Below are 19,114 nucleotides of genomic sequence, written 5' to 3' on the forward strand. Positions count from 1 at the left end.
TATTCATGTGTATAACTTGTAGCTAGTTTCTGCAAAACGCGAACGTAGGATTTTTAAGTAAAAGTAATCATATTGATCAATTAATCTTTTAATTCTCCATTAAAGACCATCCTAAACTGGTTGGCTGTTCATAAACCCGCTTTAAAGTATTTATATCTCTGGGAGAAATAGGCGACGGGTTACGAACTTGGGAAAAGTATAGGGCATCAGTTTGTAGCGGACTATGACCCCAAATTCCCAGTGCATGACCGAATTCATGCCGGGTAGCTGCAATCAGATACTCACTTGTTTGACTGGGACTTAACAAGATGGTGAAGCGGTGGGATAAAACTTTGTTGCTGGTGTATAACTCGTAAGTAGTTTGTGCTGATCGCGCACGGGGTATATTACTACTAGGGGAAATTTGTAGAGGTGGCGCTTTTCGCACAATGGTAATATCAGCAATTTTTGGCTGTTCGACTATTGTCAAAGGCAAATAAGTACTCCATTCTTGTACACCCTGTAAGACAGCGTTAATCCATGCTTGAGCTTGTTTTTCGCTAAGGGCTTGTGGTGATTCTACGTAAACTCGAATGGGAAATTGCGACCAAACTAAATAACCTACTTGGCTTGTTGTGACTTGGGAAAAATAGTCACCACTGTTAATGCCATCTTGCCACTGTGCAAGTTTGGGCGGTAAGGGATGGGGTTTTCCCGGAGATGATGGAGGGAGAGAGATTATTAAGTCTGAATATGCATGTTTTGGTATTATTGTAAACCCATCACTCGACTGGATATTAATAAAAAAGATTAACAGCCCTGTGCCAATAAACAAGGCAAGAGCTGTAATTAACCGTCGTGAAATTAAATTTATTAGGGTGTTAAGTATCGGGTGTTGGGTTTTTTTCCCCATTGACCTATCCTTATTTAGGTAGCCAACCAGCACTTAAAACTACTGTTAAACCGAGAAAAATTACTGTCAATGCCCAAGTGATTCGGTTTAAGGTGTTTTCTGCACTCTTGGTGCTGCTAAATAGCTGGGCTTGTCCGCCAATGGCTCCAATACCATCACCTTTGGGGCTATGCAGCAAAACTAAAATAATCAAACCAGTGGCGGAAAACGCCCAAATGCCTTGCACGATATTAGTAACTGTCATGGTAGCAATCTCATTTATAAAAAGTTTCAAAAAACAGACTACAGGAGTTAGGAGTTTTAAGTGAACTCCTAACTCAGCGCTCAGAACTCTTTTACAGTCCTACTTGCACAGGGGTACGAGTACGTTGCAGCTCATATTCTGCTGTTTTTAGCAGCGATCGCCCGGTCATTTCTGGTGGCTGAGGTAGCTGTAAAATCTCTAGAATTGTGGGGGCGATGTCGGATAGCTTGCCATCGCTTCGCAGTTCGACATTTGTACCATATCCAGGGATTTTGACTTTCTCTCCTTCCACCAAGATGAAGGGGACTGGGTTAGTGGTATGAGCCGTCCAGGGATTACCCCCTTCATCTAGCATATACTCAGCGTTGCCGTGGTCGGCAGTAATAATTGTTGTACCACCTGCTTTGATAACGCTCTCTAACAAGCGACCCAAACAGCGATCGACTATTTCAATTGCTGTAATGGTAGCGTCTATTTGACCAGTATGCCCTACCATGTCTGGGTTGGCATAGTTAATCACAACTAGGGAATATATACCCTTTTGAATCGCAGCAGCAGCAACATCTGTAACTGCTGCTGCTGACATCGCTGGGGCGTGATCGTAAGTAGCTACCATTGGGCTGCTTACTAATTCCCGATCTTCTCCAGCAAAAGGTTCCTCCAGACCCCCATTAAAGAAATAGGTGACGTGGGCGTATTTTTCTGTTTCGGCGGTGCGGAATTGATTCAGACTATGATTGGCTATCACTTCTCCCAGAATGTTACTGAGATTCTGAGGCTCAAAGGCTACAGCCACGGGTAAGTCTGAATCATACTGTGTAAAGGTGACAAAAGACAGGGGTGTGATTTGCTGTCTTTCAAAACCGTTAAAAGTGGGACTGACCAAAGCTTGAGTCAGTTGTCTGGAGCGATCAGGGCGGAAGTTGAAAAATATCACCCCATCCCCTGGTTCTATTGCGCCGGGTGCAATTCGGATTGGGTTGACAAATTCATCTTTTATCCCTTCGGCGTAAGATGCTTGCAAGATTTCCACAGCGTTGCGATTATCACCTGAACCATCTTGAGTCATCACGTCATAGGCGCGTTTGACCCGATCCCAGCGGTGATCGCGATCCATCGCGTAGTAGCGACCGCTGAGGGTGACTATGCGCCCAATGCCTATACGGTCTATATAATCTTGCAGCAGTGTTATTGCTCTTACACCGTCAGTTGGGGCGGTGTCACGACCATCGGTGATGGCGTGAATACAAACTTCTGAAATTCGCTGGTCTTTGGCTAAGTCAAGTAGTCCGAATAGATGGGTAATATGCGAATGTACCCCTCCCTCAGAACAAAGGCCTACTAAATGCAGCTTGCCATTCCGAGAGCGAACTTCCTGGCAAATTTTGACGAGTGCTGGGTTTAAGGCAATAGAACCATCTTCGACCGCATCAGAGATGCGTACTAGTTCTTGCGGTACAACTCGCCCAGCACCAATGTTCAAATGACCAACTTCCGAGTTGCCCATTTGACCCTCTGGCAACCCTACGGCTTTTCCTGATGTGCGGATGAGGGTATGCGGGTAAGCTGTCCATAAACTGTCCACAATGGGAGTTTTAGCAGCATTAATAGCGTTTCCTCGCTTCTCCTCGCAGTAGCCCCATCCGTCTAAAATGACTAGCACCACAGGAGCAACAGGTGCTTTGGTCATAGTAAAATTGCCCTTTACTTTTTGTAATACCCGAATGATACCACTGCTAATCCACGCCGCAAGTGAATTTTTGCTTATTAATTTATTTTATGAAAGACTTGCAGTTTTTTGAAATTTTTTTTAAACTTTAGCGATTTTTCTGTAATTTTGTTGAGCGCTAATAATAAGTGATTACTTAGTAGTAGCATTTTAGCACTCCTACTAAGTCCGTATTCAATCTCTTATTTCTTTTTGGTAGAAGCTTTTGCAGCTTTTTTAGCAGCTTTTTCAGCAGCGATCGCAGCTAACTTTGCTTGTTCTTTTTCTTCGGCAATTTTCTGGAGATAGTAATGATAGTCTCCTAAGTAAACCCGAAATTCACCATCACGAATCTCGACGATTTTGTTAGCTACTTGAGAAATAAAGTAGCGATCGTGGGAAACTACAATTGCCGTACCATCATAGTTTTTAAGCGCTTCTTCCAGCATTTCTTTCGCTGGAATATCTAGGTGGTTTGTCGGCTCATCTAAAATTAGTAAGTTCGCTGGACGTAAGAGCATTTTTGCCAACGCCAAACGAGCTTTTTCTCCTCCACTTAATGCCCCGACTGCCTTAAATACAGTATCGCCAGTAAATAAGAAGCGTCCCAAAAGCGTGCGGACTTCTTGATTATCCCAGTCTGGAACTTCATCATGGATAGTTTCCATGACAGTTTTCTTCAAGTCTAAGGCTTCAGCTTGATTTTGTTCAAAGTAACCGGGGATAACATTATGATCGCCTAATTGAACGCTACCTTCTGTGGGTGGTTCCATACCCATAATTACGCGCAGAAGGGTAGATTTTCCAGCACCATTGGGGCCAAGAAAAGCAATGCGATCGCCTCTTTCAATTAGCAGATTTGTTGCCAAAAACAAGATTTTATCACCATAAAGATGAGTTAAATCTTTAATATCCACTACCTCGCGTCCACTGCGGGGTGCAGGGGGAAAACGGAAATGTAGAGTTCTTACCCCAGCAATAGGTGCTTCAATGCGCTCAATTTTGTCGAGTTGCTTTTCCCGGCTTTTTGCCTGGGTACTGCGGGTAGCACTGGCGCGAAATCTATCAACAAAGGTTTGCTGTTTCTCTAATTCTTTTTGCTGGCGTTCGTAAGCACTAAGCTGTGCTGATTGGCTTTCGGCTTTTTGTTCCAAATATGCCGAGTAGTTACCAAGGTAAGTACTGGAAACACCACGTTCAGTTTCCACAATTTGGGTGCAGAGGCGGTCAAGGAACTCCCGGTCATGGGAGACTATTACCATCGGCGTAATCAGCCCTCTGAGGTAATTTTCCAACCACTCAATGGTTTCTAAATCTAGGTGGTTAGTCGGTTCATCCAGCAGCAACAAGTCGGGTTTTTGCAGCAGAATTTTACCTAAACTCATCCGCATTTGCCAACCACCACTGAAGGCACTGACGAGGCGATCGCCATCTTCTAGCCCAAACCCCATCTCTGGTAAAATTTTCCCGATGCGTGCATCTAAGTTGTAGCCGTCTAAGGCTTCAAATTTGCGCTGCAACCGATCCAACTTGTCGATCAGTCGATCCAGTTCGTCTGGGTTAGCCGTTTCCATCTCTTGTGGTATGTGCGCCAGAGACAACTGTACTTCGTTAGCTTCTTTGAAGACAGTCCAAAATTCTTCTCTAACGGTGCGGGTGGGGTCTACTTCAAACTCTTGGTTGAGGTAGGCTATATGTAAGCTATTAGGACGGATAATTTCGCCTGCGGTGGGTTCCATTTCCCCAGAAATGATTTTGAGTTGGGTAGATTTTCCAGCACCGTTGACACCGACTAAGCCAATGCGATCGCCTGGTTTAACTTCCCAGTTGATATCTTTGAGAACTTCGCCTGTGGGATAAATTTTACTTATATGTTCTAGTCGCAGCATTAAGTTTCTCTCAGGTAGGGAGTGGGTGGTTGAGGACGAAGTACTAACACCGCCTCTAATATTAACAAAAATTAACTATAAATTCGTCGTGAGAAAGTCTGGAAGCCGCAAACCAAATTTGGCTTGAGCCACGGATAAAATTTACCACATCTATCTTAAGGCTGGCTTTGTGTTACTTGTCTAACTTCTTCCACACTCAAATCTAACGCCTCTGCTACTTGTTCTACAGTCAACCCTGCTGCCAACATTGCTGGTACTGCTTTTAGTTTCCCTTGAACCTTACCTTGTTCAATACCTTGTTCAACACCTTCCTGAAAGGCTTCCTGATAAAATCTGGTTTGCTTTAACTCGCTTAAGCTAAACATTTGCTCGATCTCCTCCCTACTCATTGTGGGAAACTTGTAAACCAAAATAGTCTCTATAAATTGTCATAATTGCTGCTGTTTTGGTGGTGAGTTTATCTCTGACTTTGTTCTGTCTATCAACTCCCTTGCTTGGACAATTGCGATATCGTCGGTTGCAATTACTAATTTAGCAGTTGCAATGCCAATTGGAAGCGATGCACCTTCACCTAATTCATCCAAATAAATGCGCCTGACGCGCCCACTTGTAAAAAACTCACGGTAATGTTTGATATTGCCTGTATCTAAATTCCTGTTGGGGTATAAAACCACAGCACCCCAGTCAAAATAATTCGTAATTGTTAATTCGTAATTCGTAATTATTACCCCACACAGAAATGCAGTAGCTTGAAGAAGGAATCAAATTTATTTTTTATCAATAAATTGATTTCCTCCGTACTCTCAATGGATTAATAATTTATAATTAATGGACTCTTCACTACGAATGACGAATTACGAATTAAAAATGATGATGTCTGTTTTCACAACTTTATATCATTTGAACATTTTGATTTGCTGTTCATGTGTTGCTTGATTCTTCAGAACCATCTCGCACTTTAAGCAATTGCTCTTTTGCCATCCCTAATATACGTGATAAGGGCGAGGGCGCTAACAAACTATCATCAAATGCTTCTCCAGCATAAATATTATTCAGTTCAGTGGGAGATAATTTAAAGGTATTGCAGAATTTAGCAAACTCCTGGTTACTCAAGTCAAGCTCTTTTTGCCTATCCTGAAGTAAAACTGCGATCGCTCTAGTTCCATGCTTTGGACGCTCACTAGTTTTTACATATTTTTCCATTAAAAAATTGACTTTCCTGGTATCGCCACCGATTTTTTTAATTAAATCAGTGCAAGCCATTTTTAGCGCTTTCTTTAAAACTTCTTCTTCATTTAAAATTTTAATAATTTCACTGGCATATTCTGGTTTAAAAAATCCCACCAAATTACCTTGATGGTAAACTGGTATATAAGGATTATTCGTTTCAAGTTGCCAATCTAAAGGCTCATTGCGTAGCGACATAGCTGCACCCCTAAACATTTTAAGATTGCACCATTTTAAAACCATTTATTCCTTAACTGCCAGTAGAATAACCTATTACTGGCAATTAGAAATCGCAGCTATACAGACAAAACCCACAGAGATGGGTTTCAACTTGCTGGAGTCCACGCAGACGGACTTAGTTTGTGCAGCCATTACGTATTTATACCAGAACCTTTAACTCAACCAAAATTAGCGATCGCCAGGTGAATCAATGCGATTTTACTACTCACACGCCTAGTTTTGTGATTCGTATTCTTCAAAAATTATTACAGCAGCTTCTAAGTATCGATCTAATAGACGACGAGCGGATATATCAGGTAATACTAATTCGACTGCCCTAGTGGTTTCCATTACTCCACCACGATCTTCTCCATCTTTAAAAGCTGCGATAGAACCCCATAGTCGAGCTATTGCAGTTTGAATTTCTTCCCTTTCAGGCAAATACCATATTTCTCGACTAATTTCATTACACTGTAAAGGAGTTAAAAAATTTGGCTCCGACAAAGCTTGCTGAATATATTTATTAAGCTGGGAGAGTTTGTCCGATTCAATCTCAGATGAATATATTTGTATGCATTCTATTGCCCATTGAATTGCCAAACTACAGTGATATTTTTGTAATTTTAGTGCAATTGGATAAGCCCAAAGTATTTGTTTTTGCGCTATAGTTTGTTTTACATTTTCTATTACTTCTTTCATAGATATAACTATATCTAACTAACTTGAAGTAAGACTTATAAGTATATAATTTTTTTGACCTCGTTCTACTTAAGGTATCTCCAAATAACAAATGAGCGTCATAAAAATGGTAGTAATTATCCTTCCCAGTCTTGACGAGTATCGCACAGAAAATTGTCTGCGATCGCATCATCAAATAAATAGGGGCAACGCTCTGGAAAAGCTCGTAATGGTAAGTTAGTTTCTCGTAACGCCAAATCCACTCCCACTTCAAAGCCATCTAACAAAGCTTCTTCTATTCGAGACTTTAAGCTAGGGTTCTGCCGCAGATGCCTATGAATGGCGCGGCGCTGTTCTCGAATTGTTAAAAACCAACTGCGACAACGTTGTTCGGGTTGATACTCCCACTTCAAGAGATGACCGAGTAATACACTCAGACGACTCACGAGTTCCCGATACTCCTGTCTCCCCAAAGCTTGAATTTCCTCTTGCAGGTTTTGCCAGTCTAGTTCCATAACTAGCCTTTGTTCTAACGCTTTAGCCTGCTGCTGTGTCCAGCCATAAAAGTCTTGGTCATACAAAAAAGGTTTGTCCATAGAGTTGAACCTTGACAGCAAGAAACCACGAGCTAGTTTGAGGCAATTTTATGCTAGGGACTTCCAAGAAATAAATTATCTAAATAAACGAACCACAGAGACACAGAGAACACAGAGGGAGAAGAGATAGAGAGAATTTTTGCGTTAGTTTTGGGATATTGTTTTATTTGGAAGTCCCCTAAATCGCCCTTAAAAAACTTAATTACGAATTACGAATTATTTTAGTATTCAACTTGCTTTTGCTTCATCCCCGGATGCTTCAGCCACAGCCGCCAATCTATCTGCCGCAGCTTGCACGATTTGGGCCACTTGGGCCAAAGGCATGTGCTGGATTTGTCTAAGAATCAGACTCAAATCTGAGGTTTCTGGAATTGGCTTGCCATCTATGCAGCTGATTAACTCTTCCATTGTGTAGCCTGCTTTCGATGCGATTCGAGCCAAATTTTCTGTATCTGGAACCTTCACACCTTTTTCCCACATCTGAACGGCAGTAGCAGATACTCCCAAAAGCTTACCAAATGCTCGCTGACTCATTGAACCGCGAGCTAGTTTAATGATTTCAATCAGTTTTTGTTTGCTTTCGATCTTCACTGCTTATATAGCTAGCCAACTGTATTTACAAGTTTACTTTCAATATTACAAGTTTACTTTTATATTGACAGCCTTGTGTTTTAGTACTAAACTATATCTCTGGTTGTAAATCGGCAACTACAGGCATCAAGCTAGTAGAATAACCCATCTATCTTTAATCAACCCAAAAAACTTAGTTTGCTACGGCGGTTGTGCTAGTAGCTAGACTTTGCTGCGAAGAAATAATATCGAAGGTGCATCATGTTTCGCAAGCCACGCAAAATTAATCAATATCGCCGCAAAGGTAAAAACCTTATAGCCACTAATAAAATTAAACCAGAACAGTGGAACATTTCTGACGCAGAAACTAAAGAAGCTTTAAAAGTTAAAGGCTACGATGTTAAGCAAATCAAAAAAATCCACCTTCTGAAACATCAAGTATGTATTTCCTACTGGGATGCAAAAGGCAATATATGCAGCAGCTTTTTTAGCTACCGGATTTTTGCACGTTGGCAAGAAGAAGTGGAAAAGCTAATTTATACTTGTGAAACCCTGAAGGAATGGGCGAAGTTAAATTACGTTATGAAGTACGAATTTGCTTATTACCATTATCCCAGTGAAATAGAAGATACACTCCACGCAATATTAGAAAACCACCTGTTTGTGTTAAAAGTAACAGAAGAACAAGTGGTTTTACAGGATATTTAACCAATACAGTTCAGAATGAGCAACAAAACCCTCATGTAGAGACGCGATTTATCGCGTCTTCAAAGACCAATTATCTACACCAATAACCCTTGACTGAACCGTATTGGCATATTTAACAACAGAAATTAGTTAGCGGCAGAAGTCGCTAACTCCGCCAGACGTTCCTGTTGGTCTAGAGATATACAAGATTGGATAAGCGTCTCTAAATCACCATCCAAAACAGGGGTAAGAGAATAATTCTGACCTAACCGATGATCGGTAGCGCGGTTATCTTTATAATTATAGGTGCGAATTTTTTCTGATCGCGATCCAGTACCAACTTGCGATCGCCGCATGGAAGTAACAGCTGCTTGTTGTTCGCTTAATTTGATGTCATACAACTTCGCCCGCAGAATTTGCATAGCTCGTTCTTTGTTTTGCAACTGACTGCGTTCTTCTGTACAGAAAATGCGTATTCCCGTCGGTTTGTGCATCAAGTCAACGGCTGTTTCCACCTTGTTGACGTTTTGTCCACCAGCACCACCAGAACGAGCTGTAGTCATTTCAATATCTTTCGGGTCAATGTGAATTTCCACATCATCGACCTCTGGCATAATCGCCACGGTAGCTGTGGAAGTATGAACTCGTCCTCCAGATTCAGTTGCCGGCACGCGCTGCACACGATGCACTCCAGCTTCAAACTTTAGCTGGCTGTAAACATCATTACCTTTAATTTCGAGAATGACCTCTTTCCAGCCACCCATTTCTCCTCGAGATTCGCTCACTAGAGAAACTTTCCAACCTTGAGTCTGGGCATAGCGGGTGTACATCTGCATCAAATCGCCAGCCCAAATACTTGCTTCATCGCCACCAGTACCAGCGCGAATTTCCAACATGATATTCTTTTCATCATTGGGGTCGCGTGGTAGCAGTAAAACTTTCAGGCGAGACTCTAAGTGTTCTATTTTTTCTTCAAGTTCTTTTACTTCCAGTGATGCCATTTCTTGCAACTCTGGGTCACTTGCAGATTCTTTGTAAACCTGACGCGCTCCTGTCAAGTCTTCTTGGGCTGTTTTCCAAATTTCATAAGTATTAACTACCTCTTCCAAAGAAGAACGAGACTTAGCAATTTCTTGATACTCATCAGGATTGCTAGCGGTATCGGGGTCGCCAAGACGACGTGTTAATTCATTAAAAGTTTGTTCAACGGATTTTAGTTTGTCCAGTAAGTATGATTCAGCCATGACGATTGTGATCGCTCCTTAAAAAATAACAAATTGGCTCGAGCATATAAATGAAAATCGACCCAGCTGATGCAGGGCCGTCGTTAACAGCAGAGCCAACCCGCTACTTTTTGTTTTGATCGTCGCCAGATGTTTGAGTACTGCTCATGCCGTACTTGCGGAGGAAGCGCTCTACTCGACCTTCAGTGTCAATAATCTTCTGAGTGCCGGTGTAAAATGGGTGATTTCCAGACCAAACATCTACATGCAATTCTGGCTTGGTAGAGCCAATGGTCATAACAACTTGACCGTTGCAGTAAACTTTAGCATCTGGATACCACTTGGGGTGAATATCAGCTTTAGCCATTGTTCTTTTTGTGATGAATCTATATAAATTATAACTTTCAGCGTTCAATTGCAGCTAGAAGAAGGCAGAAGGTAACAGGTTACAGGTAACAGAAAACTATCACCTGTCCCCTGTAACCTATCACCTTCTTCATCAATGCCCAATTTCCTAACGCTTAGAGTACTGGGGTGCTTTCCGAGCTTTATGTAAACCATATTTCTTCCGCTCTTTTGCTCTCGGATCGCGAGTCAAATAACCTTCGGTTTTCAAAGGTGGGCGGTTGTCTGGATCGAGTTGGCACAAAGCACGAGCAACTCCCAAACGAACAGAATCAGCTTGTCCGGTCAAGCCGCCGCCTTCTGCTTTCACCAAAATGTCATATTCATTTTCTAGTCCCAGAGTTTCCAGGGGTGCTTTAATCACTCCCAGGTAGTTGGGGTTGAATTGGAAATACAAGTTTCCATCTTTACCGTTCACAATCAGTTGACCGGTTCCTGGAACCAAGCGTACCCGTGCTACTGCGTTCTTACGACGGCCAGTACCCCAGTATACGGCGCGACCGCTATTAGCATCTGCTACTACCATTAATTTTCTTCTCCAGGAATTGTACTAACTTTTAGTTCTTTAGGTTTTTGAGCATCGTGAGGATGTGTAGGGCCAGCGTAGACTTTCAGCTTGGTGAACAACTGCTTACCCAGGCTATTTTTAGGTAGCATACCTTTAACAGCTTGTTCTAAAATCCGCTCTGGTATGCGCTGTTGCAGTTTAGCAAAAGTTTCGGTTTTCATTCCACCGGGACGACCAGAATGGCGACGGTAAAGCTTTTGAGTGCGCTTTTTGCCAGTGACTGCGACTTTCTCGGCATTGATGACGATTACGAAGTCACCTGTATCTAGGTGGGGTGTATATTCGGGTTTCTTTTTGCCTCTCAATACTTGAGCGATTTCGCTGGCGAGGCGACCGAGGCGTTTATCGGTGGCATCTACTATGTACCACTCACGCTCAAGGGATGCTTGAGAAGGAAGGTATGTTTTACTCGTTGTCATTTGTCATGTGTCCTTTGTCATTTTTAATTTGTCATTAGTCATTTGTCAGTTGTCATTAGTTGTTACTAAAAACCAATGACTAATGACTCTTGACTAGTGACGAACTTTGGCAAGGTGTCGTACCAAATCTCTTTTGGAAAGGGAAAATCTGGATAGCCGACTCGCAACAAGCACAAGCCTTGAGGCGGTGCGGCGTGTTTCACCTCTTCTCGACGTTGTTCTTTCCAGAGTTCGGTGAAGCTAGAAAGTGTCCGTTGTTCAGAACCTACTTGTACCAGCATCCCTACCAACAGCCGTACCATGCCATACAAAAATCCATCTGCCTGTATTTCAATATGGATAAATGGCCCACTGCGACGACACTCTGCTGCTTGTACCTCTACCCAGGAATGTGATCGCTTTGAGCCTGCACGGTGAAAAGCAGCTAAGTGATGCTTTCCCAAGAGAGGTTTCAAGGCAGCTTGGATTAAAGATTCATCCAGGGGTGCATAATAATAATGCCAACTGAAGGGTCTTACAAACAAGTTAAGCCGATTTTCAGTATATATTGTGTAGCGATACCGTCGATAGGCTGCACTAAAGCGAGCGTGCCAACGGTTATCGACACTAGCTGAAGCCCTGATTAATATATCTGGCGGCAGGTAGCTGTTGAGGATTGTTGCCCACTTGTGAGGCGGAATTAAACCTGTTGCTTCAAAATGGGCTACTTGAGCAGCAGCGTGAACTCCAGAATCGGTTCGCCCAGCACCGTGTAGTGTCACATGATGCCCAAGAATAGTAGCGATCGCTCTTTCTATCTCTTCTTGGACTGTCCGTTGTTTTTTTTGCCGTTGCCAGCCATGAAAATGAGTGCCCAGGTATTGGATTACCAAGGCTACTCGATGAGTTTGTGTAGGCTGGTGGCTTTCTAACATACAGAATTTGTCCTTTGTCTTTTGTCAATTGTCTTTTGTCAGTTGTCCTTTGTTGTTCACTAATGACCAATGACTAATGACCCTTCGGGTTCGCCAGTTACTCATGGGGGAAACCCCCAAGACCGCACTGGCTCACCAATGACTAATGACTTAAACCAATTCAATTATTGCCATTTTTGCATTATCGCCCCGACGCGGTACGGTACGCAGGATGCGGGTATAACCGCCCTGGCGATCGCCATATCGAGTTGGAGCTTGCTCAAATAGAGCGTGAACCAGTTGTTTGTCGAAGATATAGCCAAGGGCTTCCCGACGTGCTGACAAAGAGCCATTTTTGGCTAGGGTAATCATTTTTTCCACTTCACTTCTTAGAACTTTCGCTCTAATTAAAGTGGTGGTGATCTTACCATGACGGATCAGCTCGGTGGCGAGCGATCGCAACAAAGCACGGCGTTGATCGGCTGGTTTACTGAGTTTTTTGACGCGACAACGGTGACGCATAATTATGCACTATGAATTATGAAGGTTTTTCTTAAGGGTGTTTAGAGCCTCTTTCCATTGGCAGAGTGATGCCCAAGCGTCGCTGCAAAGCTTCCACGACTTCTTCTGCTGACTTCTGCCCAAAGTTCTTAATTTCTAAGAGGTCTTCTTGGGTATAATCCAACAAATCTGCCACAGAGTTAACTTGTGCCCGTTTGAGACAGTTATATGCCCGCACAGAAAGTTGCAACTCTTCGATGGGTATCTGGGCAGTTGGGTCGTCTGGAATCTCCGAACCTGTGTCTGTTGGTTCTAGGGAGATGTCTTTCAATGGGTTGAATAAATCTACCAAGATCCCAGCGGCTGAAGATAGTGCTTCTTGGGGGGAAATACTGCCATTTGTCCAAACTTCCAACAGCAGTCGGTCTTTTGGAATCAAGCCTTCCCCACGAGATTCTTCAACACTATAGTTAACTTTTCGCACTGGCATAAATATTGAGTCGATTTGCAGAAAGTCCAACGATGTGGCTTCCTCACGTCCTCGCTCTACAGTGCGATACCCTTTGCCTTTCTCGATCCGAAATTCCATTTCCAGCTTTCCACCCTCAGCGATGGTGGCTACATACTGGGTCGGATCGATAACTTCTACTTCACTGGGTAAATCAAAATGCGCCGCAGTGATAGTTGCTGGGCCGTTAACGAGTAATCTACCAATTTGGGGCTGCGAGGAATAGTTTTTTAGGATAACTTCCTTCATTTTCATGAGGATTTCCAGCACATCTTCCCGCACGCCCGGAACTGTAGCAAACTCGTGTGAAACGCCTGCAATTCGCACTGCTGTAACTGCTGTACCTTCTAGGTTGGACAGTAAAACCCGCCGCAGTGCGTTGCCAACCGTTGTTCCTTGACCGCGTTCTAGAGGTTCCAGAACAAATTTACTGTAATGGTTCCGACTTTCTTCAGTATTCGACTCTACACATTCAATCTGAAACTGCGCCACGGATGAGCCTCCCTTTTTCTAAGGTGCTGCTAGCAGACAAATCAATTGCCTCCCGAATTGACTTTATGTCCTGTAGGTCTAGGTTAATCAAACTACTAGTATAAAATTACGGTATAGTTTGATGCCCCTATTGAGCTTGCAGGCGCTAATAATATTTTGGGTAGCCCGAAGCTTAACATCTTTCCCTATGGGAAAATCTGACATGCTTCTGGTCGCCCAACTTTTCACCCAATAACAATTTGCACGTTAGACGCCCAAGCGATCATTGGAAGTAATTTTACTTACTTTGGTTGTAACTTCTCGCCTTCAATGCCCAAGTCTTGGTATTTAAACTCGACGGCGCTTGGGTGGACGGCAACCATTGTGAGGAATGGGGGTAATATCCCGAATGAGTGTAATTTCCAGTCCTGCTCCTTGAAGTGCCCGGATAGCGGTTTCTCTACCTGCTCCTGGTCCACTTACCATTACCTCAATTTGGCGCATTCCTTGATCAATGGCTCTACGGGCTGCACTTTCAGCAGCGGTTTGCGCTGCAAAGGGAGTTCCCTTTTTTGCTCCCTTAAAACCGCTAGAACCAGCACTAGCCCAGGAGATGACATCTCCATTTTGATCGGTAATGGTGACAATGCTATTGTTGAAAGTAGACTGGATGTAGGCCATTCCACTGGGTACATTCCGCTTCTGCTTCTTGCTCCCGGATTTTTTAGTTGGTTGTCTCGCCATACTTGTTTAGTTGATTTAAGGTAAAACTTGCTCTGATTAGCAAGTGTTGCAAAATTATTTCCCTGGAGCCTTCTTCTTCCCAGCCACTGTCTGCCTTCTGCCTCGACGGGTTCTGGCATTGGTACGAGTTCTTTGTCCTCTAACTGGTAAGCCCATACGATGGCGACGCCCTCTGTAGGTACCAATGTCAACTAAGCGCTTGATGTTCAAAGACTCCAAGCGCCGCAAGTCGCCTTCAACTTGATAGTTGCTTTCTATTTCGCCTCGTAGTGCTGTCACATCGGCATCACTTAAGTCCTTAACGCGGGTGTCTGGGTTCACACCAGTAGCCGCTATAATTTCTTGAGCGCGTGATAACCCAATTCCGTAAATGTAAGTTAGACCAATCTCGACGCGCTTATCGCGTGGAAGGTCTACTCCGGCAATCCGTGCCACAATGAACTCTCCCTATTGTTTTCGCAATTGCTGTTGGTTAGAAAAACGTGATTAATCGCGTTTTTTAGTTTTAATTAATGATATGCGTGTTGCAACTCACTCTGTTGGTAAGAGTGCTATCCTTGACGTTGCTTATGCTTGGGGTTTACGCAGATCACCATGACGCGACCACGACGTTTGATCACGTTACACTTTTCACAGATTTTCTTGACTGAGGCTCTAACTTTCATGCCTTTTATTTTTTGACTCCAAATATTAAATTATAGCATTTCTAGGGAAATTAAACCAGCTAATTGAGTAATAAACAGTCCTAAAAATGGTTTTATGGTAAAATTCTCTACATATACTTACTTCTTTCGTAGTCGATAGGTAATTCTGCCTTTGGTCAAGTCGTAAGGAGTTAACTCTACCTTGACGCGATCACCGGGCAAAATCTTGATATAATTGCGGCGAATCTTGCCGGAAATGTGAGCTAGCACGTTGAAGCCATTGTCCAAGTCAACGCGAAACATTGCATTGGGCAAGGACTCTGTAACCGTGCCTTCCATTTCAATCAAATCTTGCTTAGACAATTTGTTTTTTCCTCAACTCAACAATTTCGTGTTCAGTTGCAGCACTTCATCTGCAAGAAAACACACTTTAAGAAATATATCAACAGTTTATTAATATATCTTAGCTAAAATTGATCTTTTTCTTGGGAAGGGAATTGGTGAGTAGATAATTCCCGACTCCCCAATCCCCCTCTTGTTCAGGAAGCGATTACCTTTTGTAGTTCAGCAGTTACATCGTCTTGGGACTGATTGCCATTGACTGTTAGGAGTTTTTCGCGATCGCCATAATAATCAATTAAAGGTGCAGTTTCAGCGCGGTACACTTCTAAACGACGACGAATTACCTCTTCGGTATCATCTTTTCGTCCTCTAGCTAGCAAACGTGCGATTACAATTTCATCTGGTGCATCTAGATTGACTACCCTTTCGCCGCTCTGATGTATTTCTTCCAGTAACTTCTCCAGAAAAGCTGCTTGGGTTACTTTGCGAGGAAAACCATCAAGAATCCAACCATTTTTGGCATCTGGTTGACTGAGGCGCTCCTGTACCAAGTCCTGTACTAGCTGGTCGGGTACTAACTCGCCGCTATCAACATAACTTTGAGCCTTGATTCCCAGATGAGTTTGCTCTTTCATGGCTTGTCTTAATATTTCACCAGTAGAAATATGGGGAATATTCAAGTGTTCAGCCAAAGTTTGAGCTTGTGTTCCTTTACCAGCTCCAGGCGGCCCCAAGAAGATTAATCGCGTCACTATTATTTCACCATTCCTTCATAGCGCTGAGAGATGACATATGTTTGGACTTGTTTGGCTGTCTCGATTGCCACACCAACTAGAATTAACAAAGAGGTTGCACCTATTCCCTGGAAAGTTTTCACATTCAAAGCGCTTTCCACGGCGGTAGGGATAATAGCAACCAAGCCCAAAAATATCGCACCCAAAAAAGTGAGTCGGTTAGAAACGCGTTCGATATACTCGCTAGTTGCCTTGCCGGGACGAATTCCAGGAATACTAGAACCCATTTTCTTCAAATTCTGCGCCACGTCTACTGGGTTGAGAATCAACGAAGAATAGAAATAGCTGAAGAAAACGATGGAAACCATGTAGACCAAGGCATAGACCCAGGAGCTAGAACCGCTTGGACTCAAATAAGTGTTAACTATATTCGCCAAATCGGCATTTTTAGTAAAATTGGCGATTAGCAGTGGCAAACTGAGAATGGCAGCAGCAAAAATAATTGGCATCACGCCGCCTTGATTTAGCCGCAGGGGCAGATAGCTACGCTGCTCTGCCAAAACTCGCCGACCTACTTGGCGACGAGCTGAAATAATTGGGATGCGGCGCATTCCTTCCTGCACAATCACAATACCAACAATTGTCGCTAGGAAAACTAAGATCAGCACGATCACGCGACCTACTGTTTCCCGACCGCCAACTTGCACCAACTCGATGGTATCACCCAAAGCTTTTGGTAATGAAGCAACAATGTTGACAAAAATCAATAATGATGCACCGTTACCAATGCCCCGTTCTGTAATCAGTTCTGATGCCCACATTACAAACATAGAACCAGCAGTCAGAGCGATCGCAGTTTCAGCTACGAAGATTGGTCCTGGGTTTAAGGCAAATTGCTGGAGGAATAATGACGAGAAAGCTACACTTTGAAGAATTGCCCAACCTACAGTTACATAGCGGGTAATTTGCGATATTTTTCGTCGACCTGCTTCGCCTTCATTTTTCTGTAAATTTTCTAAAGATGGAATTGCAGCAGTGAGCAATTGGATGATAATAGACGCATTAATGAAGGGCAAAATCCCTAAAGCAAAGACTCCCAAAGTCGAAAGTCCTCGCCCGGAAAATATATCCAATAAGCCGAATATGGAATTACTCCCCGATATGGCTTCGGCAAATCTCGGTCTATCAATCCCTGGTACGGGTAAGAAAATACCCAGGCGAACCAAAATTAAAATACCGACGGTGACAAGCAGCCTACCTCTCAGCCCGGCTGCTTGTGCCATCTGCATAAAAGTTTCTTGAGCCGTTGGGGCTTTATCTCGACTGATCATAGAGTGCTACCTTTTTAGTGAACCAAGCACTGGCAGCGAGTTGGCTTACATTTAAGTGCGCTGTTCCGGCTCACTCATAAGACTTCACAACTCCCCCCAGCTGCCTCAATTTTGCTACGAGCTGAACCTGTGAAAGCTGCCGCTTGTACCTTGAGCGGAATGCTCAATTCCCCGTTACCTAAAACTTTCAATGGCCCCTTGACAGCAGTCAGGATACCTGCGGCTTTTAATGAGGTCAAAGTTACTTCCGTATTCGCGGGAAGAGAGGCTAGCTTCTCTACATTAATCGTAGTGTAAATCTTCTGATTAACAATCGGAAAGCCCTTCAGCTTAGGTAAGCGGCGGTACAATGGCTGTTGACCACCTTCAAATCCTGGTCTGGTACCACTACCAGAACGGGATTTTTGACCCCGCATACCTAAACCAGCACTAGCGCCTTGTCCGGCAGAAATACCTCTAGCTACACGCTTCTTGCGTTTCTTTGAGCCTTTTTGCGGCTTAACATCATGGAGTCTCATAAGTTATCAAGTTCTCATTTGTCGTTTGTCATTCGTCGTTTGTCATTTGTCATTTGTCCTTTGTTATTCACTAATGACTCATGACCAATGACTAATGACTAAATTAGATGTAGAGATTTTGAATAGGAATACCGCGATCTTCGGCGACTTCAGCAAGGGTACGCAGTGTAGATAAGGCATTAACTGCGGCTCTAGCATTATTGAGCGGATTGTTGGAGCCAAGTTGCTTGGCTAGAACGTTACGAACTCCTGCCAATTCCAAAACAGTTCGCACAGCACCACCAGCAATTACCCCAGTACCAGGTGCGGCTGGACGCATAATCACTTTTGCACCGCCACCGACACCATCAATAGGATGGGGGATGGAGTTGGATTTGGTGATTGGGATATCAATGAGGTGTTTTTTGCCATCGGCTACGCCTTTTTTAACAGCGCCAATTACATCTGAGGCTTTGCCTACTCCAACTCCAACCTGACCACGTTCGTTACCAACGACAACGATCGCTCGGAAGCTGAGTTTTTTACCACCTTTGACCACTTTACTCACGCGTCGGATTTGAATAACCCGCTCTTGCCAAGTGGTTTCTTCTTTTTTGGCACGCTTTGTTCTACTTTTACGCTCTGTTGCCATAATTTAGTGCTCTGGTGAACGTCATTTGTCTTTTGTCATTTGTCAGTTGTCATTTGTCTTTTGTCATTTGTCCAATGACTAATGACCAATGACTAATGACCAATGACTTTAGAAATCTAAACCAGCTTCGCGTGCTGCATCAGCTAATGCTTTGACACGACCATGATATAAGTTACCACCGCGGTCAAAGACTACTTTGGTGATGCCTTTTTCTAGCGATCGCACTGCGATCAACTTACCAACTTGCGCCGATGCATCGCGGTTTGCACATGACGCTAAACTAGATTTCAAATCTGGTTCTACAGTCGATGCAGACACGATGGTTTGATGCTGAGTATCATCAATTAACTGGGCATAAATATGCTCATTAGAACGAAATACCGCTAAACGCGGACGTTCTGGGGAGCCGATAACTTTGCCACGAACGCGTCGATGACGACGGTTTTTTGATTCTCTACGAGTAAGTTTCATT

25 protein-coding genes and 1 pseudogene are annotated in these 19,114 nt (G+C 43.4%); 1 reads left to right on the forward strand and 25 read right to left on the reverse strand.

Going from position 1 to position 19,114, the window contains the following annotated elements:
• Positions 1-88: 88 nt before the first annotated feature.
• The 9 genes and pseudogenes from ACEYW6_RS11465 to ACEYW6_RS11505 form a co-directional block, all read right to left on the reverse strand.
• Positions 89-892: a peptidase gene (locus ACEYW6_RS11465; protein WP_412979802.1), complete on the reverse strand. Its 804-nt coding sequence runs from the start codon at positions 890-892 to the stop codon at positions 89-91.
• A gap of 10 nt (positions 893-902) precedes the next feature.
• Positions 903-1,136, reverse strand: a complete 234-nt coding sequence (secG, locus tag ACEYW6_RS11470; protein WP_094328436.1) for a preprotein translocase subunit SecG — start codon at positions 1,134-1,136, stop codon at positions 903-905.
• 91 nt (positions 1,137-1,227) lie between these two features.
• A complete protein-coding gene (gene gpmI / locus ACEYW6_RS11475; RefSeq protein WP_412979803.1) occupies positions 1,228-2,826 on the reverse strand; it encodes a 2,3-bisphosphoglycerate-independent phosphoglycerate mutase in 1,599 nt (532 codons plus the stop codon).
• Positions 2,827-3,047: 221 nt separating this feature from the next.
• The gene (locus tag ACEYW6_RS11480) at positions 3,048-4,733 is read right to left on the reverse strand and encodes an ABC-F family ATP-binding cassette domain-containing protein (RefSeq protein WP_412979804.1); all 1,686 of its coding nucleotides are present in this window, start codon (positions 4,731-4,733) and stop codon (positions 3,048-3,050) included.
• 155 nt (positions 4,734-4,888) lie between these two features.
• Positions 4,889-5,419, reverse strand: a pseudogene (locus ACEYW6_RS11485) (Rpn family recombination-promoting nuclease/putative transposase); the annotation flags it as partial.
• Positions 5,420-5,654: 235 nt separating this feature from the next.
• Complete coding sequence (locus tag ACEYW6_RS11490; protein ID WP_412979805.1) at positions 5,655-6,158, reverse strand: hypothetical protein; 504 nt, start codon at positions 6,156-6,158, stop codon at positions 5,655-5,657.
• A 255-nt stretch (positions 6,159-6,413) separates the two neighbouring features.
• Positions 6,414-6,878 carry a hypothetical protein gene (locus ACEYW6_RS11495; RefSeq protein WP_412979806.1) on the reverse strand — a complete coding sequence of 155 codons (465 nt, stop codon included), beginning with the start codon at positions 6,876-6,878 and terminating at the stop codon, positions 6,414-6,416.
• A 116-nt stretch (positions 6,879-6,994) separates the two neighbouring features.
• The gene (locus ACEYW6_RS11500; RefSeq protein WP_412979807.1) at positions 6,995-7,453 is read right to left on the reverse strand and encodes a DUF29 domain-containing protein; all 459 of its coding nucleotides are present in this window, start codon (positions 7,451-7,453) and stop codon (positions 6,995-6,997) included.
• A gap of 228 nt (positions 7,454-7,681) precedes the next feature.
• Complete coding sequence (locus ACEYW6_RS11505) at positions 7,682-8,044, reverse strand: helix-turn-helix domain-containing protein (protein ID WP_012410694.1); 363 nt, start codon at positions 8,042-8,044, stop codon at positions 7,682-7,684.
• A 240-nt stretch (positions 8,045-8,284) separates the two neighbouring features.
• On the opposite strand from ACEYW6_RS11505, the gene ACEYW6_RS11510 reads away from it, so the two are divergent.
• Positions 8,285-8,731 carry a hypothetical protein gene (locus ACEYW6_RS11510; RefSeq protein WP_412979808.1) on the forward strand — a complete coding sequence of 149 codons (447 nt, stop codon included), beginning with the start codon at positions 8,285-8,287 and terminating at the stop codon, positions 8,729-8,731.
• 125 nt (positions 8,732-8,856) lie between these two features.
• Here ACEYW6_RS11510 and prfA read toward each other — a convergent pair whose 3' ends face one another.
• The 16 genes from prfA to rplR all read right to left on the reverse strand — a co-directional run bounded on the left by prfA (position 8,857) and on the right by rplR (position 19,113).
• Positions 8,857-9,954, reverse strand: coding sequence for a peptide chain release factor 1 (prfA, locus tag ACEYW6_RS11515; RefSeq protein WP_190891266.1), 1,098 nt, complete (start codon positions 9,952-9,954; stop codon positions 8,857-8,859).
• Between the two features lie 103 nt (positions 9,955-10,057).
• Entirely contained in the window at positions 10,058-10,300 is a 243-nt protein-coding gene (gene rpmE, locus ACEYW6_RS11520; protein ID WP_109011936.1) for a 50S ribosomal protein L31, read from the reverse strand.
• A 147-nt stretch (positions 10,301-10,447) separates the two neighbouring features.
• Positions 10,448-10,864 carry a 30S ribosomal protein S9 gene (rpsI, locus tag ACEYW6_RS11525; protein WP_190935522.1) on the reverse strand — a complete coding sequence of 139 codons (417 nt, stop codon included), beginning with the start codon at positions 10,862-10,864 and terminating at the stop codon, positions 10,448-10,450.
• Positions 10,864-11,325 carry a 50S ribosomal protein L13 gene (gene rplM, locus ACEYW6_RS11530; protein WP_229497708.1) on the reverse strand — a complete coding sequence of 154 codons (462 nt, stop codon included), beginning with the start codon at positions 11,323-11,325 and terminating at the stop codon, positions 10,864-10,866. The genes rpsI and rplM overlap by 1 nt, the downstream gene beginning before the upstream one ends.
• A gap of 65 nt (positions 11,326-11,390) precedes the next feature.
• Positions 11,391-12,239, reverse strand: a complete 849-nt coding sequence (truA, locus tag ACEYW6_RS11535) for a tRNA pseudouridine(38-40) synthase TruA (protein WP_412979809.1) — start codon at positions 12,237-12,239, stop codon at positions 11,391-11,393.
• Between the two features lie 150 nt (positions 12,240-12,389).
• The gene (gene rplQ / locus ACEYW6_RS11540; RefSeq protein WP_094349105.1) at positions 12,390-12,740 is read right to left on the reverse strand and encodes a 50S ribosomal protein L17; all 351 of its coding nucleotides are present in this window, start codon (positions 12,738-12,740) and stop codon (positions 12,390-12,392) included.
• 31 nt (positions 12,741-12,771) lie between these two features.
• On the reverse strand, positions 12,772-13,719 hold the full coding sequence (locus ACEYW6_RS11545; RefSeq protein WP_190891259.1) for a DNA-directed RNA polymerase subunit alpha: 948 nt from the start codon (positions 13,717-13,719) through the stop codon (positions 12,772-12,774).
• Between the two features lie 327 nt (positions 13,720-14,046).
• Positions 14,047-14,442, reverse strand: coding sequence for a 30S ribosomal protein S11 (gene rpsK / locus ACEYW6_RS11550; RefSeq protein WP_012410703.1), 396 nt, complete (start codon positions 14,440-14,442; stop codon positions 14,047-14,049).
• A 54-nt stretch (positions 14,443-14,496) separates the two neighbouring features.
• A complete protein-coding gene (gene rpsM / locus ACEYW6_RS11555; protein ID WP_012410704.1) occupies positions 14,497-14,877 on the reverse strand; it encodes a 30S ribosomal protein S13 in 381 nt (126 codons plus the stop codon).
• A 116-nt stretch (positions 14,878-14,993) separates the two neighbouring features.
• Positions 14,994-15,107: a 50S ribosomal protein L36 gene (gene rpmJ, locus ACEYW6_RS11560; RefSeq protein ID WP_015129703.1), complete on the reverse strand. Its 114-nt coding sequence runs from the start codon at positions 15,105-15,107 to the stop codon at positions 14,994-14,996.
• A gap of 117 nt (positions 15,108-15,224) precedes the next feature.
• Complete coding sequence (infA, locus tag ACEYW6_RS11565) at positions 15,225-15,449, reverse strand: translation initiation factor IF-1 (protein ID WP_006276978.1); 225 nt, start codon at positions 15,447-15,449, stop codon at positions 15,225-15,227.
• Between the two features lie 176 nt (positions 15,450-15,625).
• On the reverse strand, positions 15,626-16,180 hold the full coding sequence (locus ACEYW6_RS11570; protein WP_412979810.1) for an adenylate kinase: 555 nt from the start codon (positions 16,178-16,180) through the stop codon (positions 15,626-15,628).
• A 2-nt stretch (positions 16,181-16,182) separates the two neighbouring features.
• The gene (secY, locus tag ACEYW6_RS11575) at positions 16,183-17,493 is read right to left on the reverse strand and encodes a preprotein translocase subunit SecY (RefSeq protein ID WP_190891254.1); all 1,311 of its coding nucleotides are present in this window, start codon (positions 17,491-17,493) and stop codon (positions 16,183-16,185) included.
• A gap of 74 nt (positions 17,494-17,567) precedes the next feature.
• Positions 17,568-18,011, reverse strand: coding sequence for a 50S ribosomal protein L15 (gene rplO / locus ACEYW6_RS11580; protein WP_190891251.1), 444 nt, complete (start codon positions 18,009-18,011; stop codon positions 17,568-17,570).
• A gap of 103 nt (positions 18,012-18,114) precedes the next feature.
• Complete coding sequence (rpsE, locus tag ACEYW6_RS11585) at positions 18,115-18,642, reverse strand: 30S ribosomal protein S5 (RefSeq protein WP_190891248.1); 528 nt, start codon at positions 18,640-18,642, stop codon at positions 18,115-18,117.
• A 108-nt stretch (positions 18,643-18,750) separates the two neighbouring features.
• Positions 18,751-19,113, reverse strand: a complete 363-nt coding sequence (gene rplR / locus ACEYW6_RS11590; RefSeq protein ID WP_069070767.1) for a 50S ribosomal protein L18 — start codon at positions 19,111-19,113, stop codon at positions 18,751-18,753.
• Position 19,114: the final 1 nt, after the last annotated feature.

This window comes from Nostoc sp. UIC 10607, from assembly GCF_047228265.1.
GTDB classification, from domain to species: Bacteria; Cyanobacteriota; Cyanobacteriia; order Cyanobacteriales; family Nostocaceae; genus Nostoc; species Nostoc foliaceum_A.

Coding starts and splice junctions, on each gene's coding strand:
- ACEYW6_RS11465 (WP_412979802.1), bottom strand. CDS start 892: ATGGGGAAAAAAACCCAACACCCGATACTTAACACCCTAATAAATTTA.
- rpmE (WP_109011936.1), bottom strand. CDS start 10,300: ATGGCTAAAGCTGATATTCACCCCAAGTGGTATCCAGATGCTAAAGTT.
- ACEYW6_RS11480 (WP_412979804.1), bottom strand. CDS start 4,733: ATGCTGCGACTAGAACATATAAGTAAAATTTATCCCACAGGCGAAGTT.
- gpmI (WP_412979803.1), bottom strand. CDS start 2,826: ATGACCAAAGCACCTGTTGCTCCTGTGGTGCTAGTCATTTTAGACGGA.
- prfA (WP_190891266.1), bottom strand. CDS start 9,954: ATGGCTGAATCATACTTACTGGACAAACTAAAATCCGTTGAACAAACT.
- ACEYW6_RS11500 (WP_412979807.1), bottom strand. CDS start 7,453: ATGGACAAACCTTTTTTGTATGACCAAGACTTTTATGGCTGGACACAG.
- rpsE (WP_190891248.1), bottom strand. CDS start 18,642: ATGGCAACAGAGCGTAAAAGTAGAACAAAGCGTGCCAAAAAAGAAGAA.
- ACEYW6_RS11490 (WP_412979805.1), bottom strand. CDS start 6,158: ATGTCGCTACGCAATGAGCCTTTAGATTGGCAACTTGAAACGAATAAT.
- secG (WP_094328436.1), bottom strand. CDS start 1,136: ATGACAGTTACTAATATCGTGCAAGGCATTTGGGCGTTTTCCGCCACT.
- rpmJ (WP_015129703.1), bottom strand. CDS start 15,107: ATGAAAGTTAGAGCCTCAGTCAAGAAAATCTGTGAAAAGTGTAACGTG.
- rplQ (WP_094349105.1), bottom strand. CDS start 12,740: ATGCGTCACCGTTGTCGCGTCAAAAAACTCAGTAAACCAGCCGATCAA.
- rplR (WP_069070767.1), bottom strand. CDS start 19,113: ATGAAACTTACTCGTAGAGAATCAAAAAACCGTCGTCATCGACGCGTT.
- rpsK (WP_012410703.1), bottom strand. CDS start 14,442: ATGGCGAGACAACCAACTAAAAAATCCGGGAGCAAGAAGCAGAAGCGG.
- rpsI (WP_190935522.1), bottom strand. CDS start 10,864: ATGGTAGTAGCAGATGCTAATAGCGGTCGCGCCGTATACTGGGGTACT.
- ACEYW6_RS11510 (WP_412979808.1), top strand. CDS start 8,285: ATGTTTCGCAAGCCACGCAAAATTAATCAATATCGCCGCAAAGGTAAA.
- truA (WP_412979809.1), bottom strand. CDS start 12,239: ATGTTAGAAAGCCACCAGCCTACACAAACTCATCGAGTAGCCTTGGTA.
- secY (WP_190891254.1), bottom strand. CDS start 17,493: ATGATCAGTCGAGATAAAGCCCCAACGGCTCAAGAAACTTTTATGCAG.
- rplO (WP_190891251.1), bottom strand. CDS start 18,011: ATGAGACTCCATGATGTTAAGCCGCAAAAAGGCTCAAAGAAACGCAAG.
- rplM (WP_229497708.1), bottom strand. CDS start 11,325: ATGACAACGAGTAAAACATACCTTCCTTCTCAAGCATCCCTTGAGCGT.
- ACEYW6_RS11495 (WP_412979806.1), bottom strand. CDS start 6,878: ATGAAAGAAGTAATAGAAAATGTAAAACAAACTATAGCGCAAAAACAA.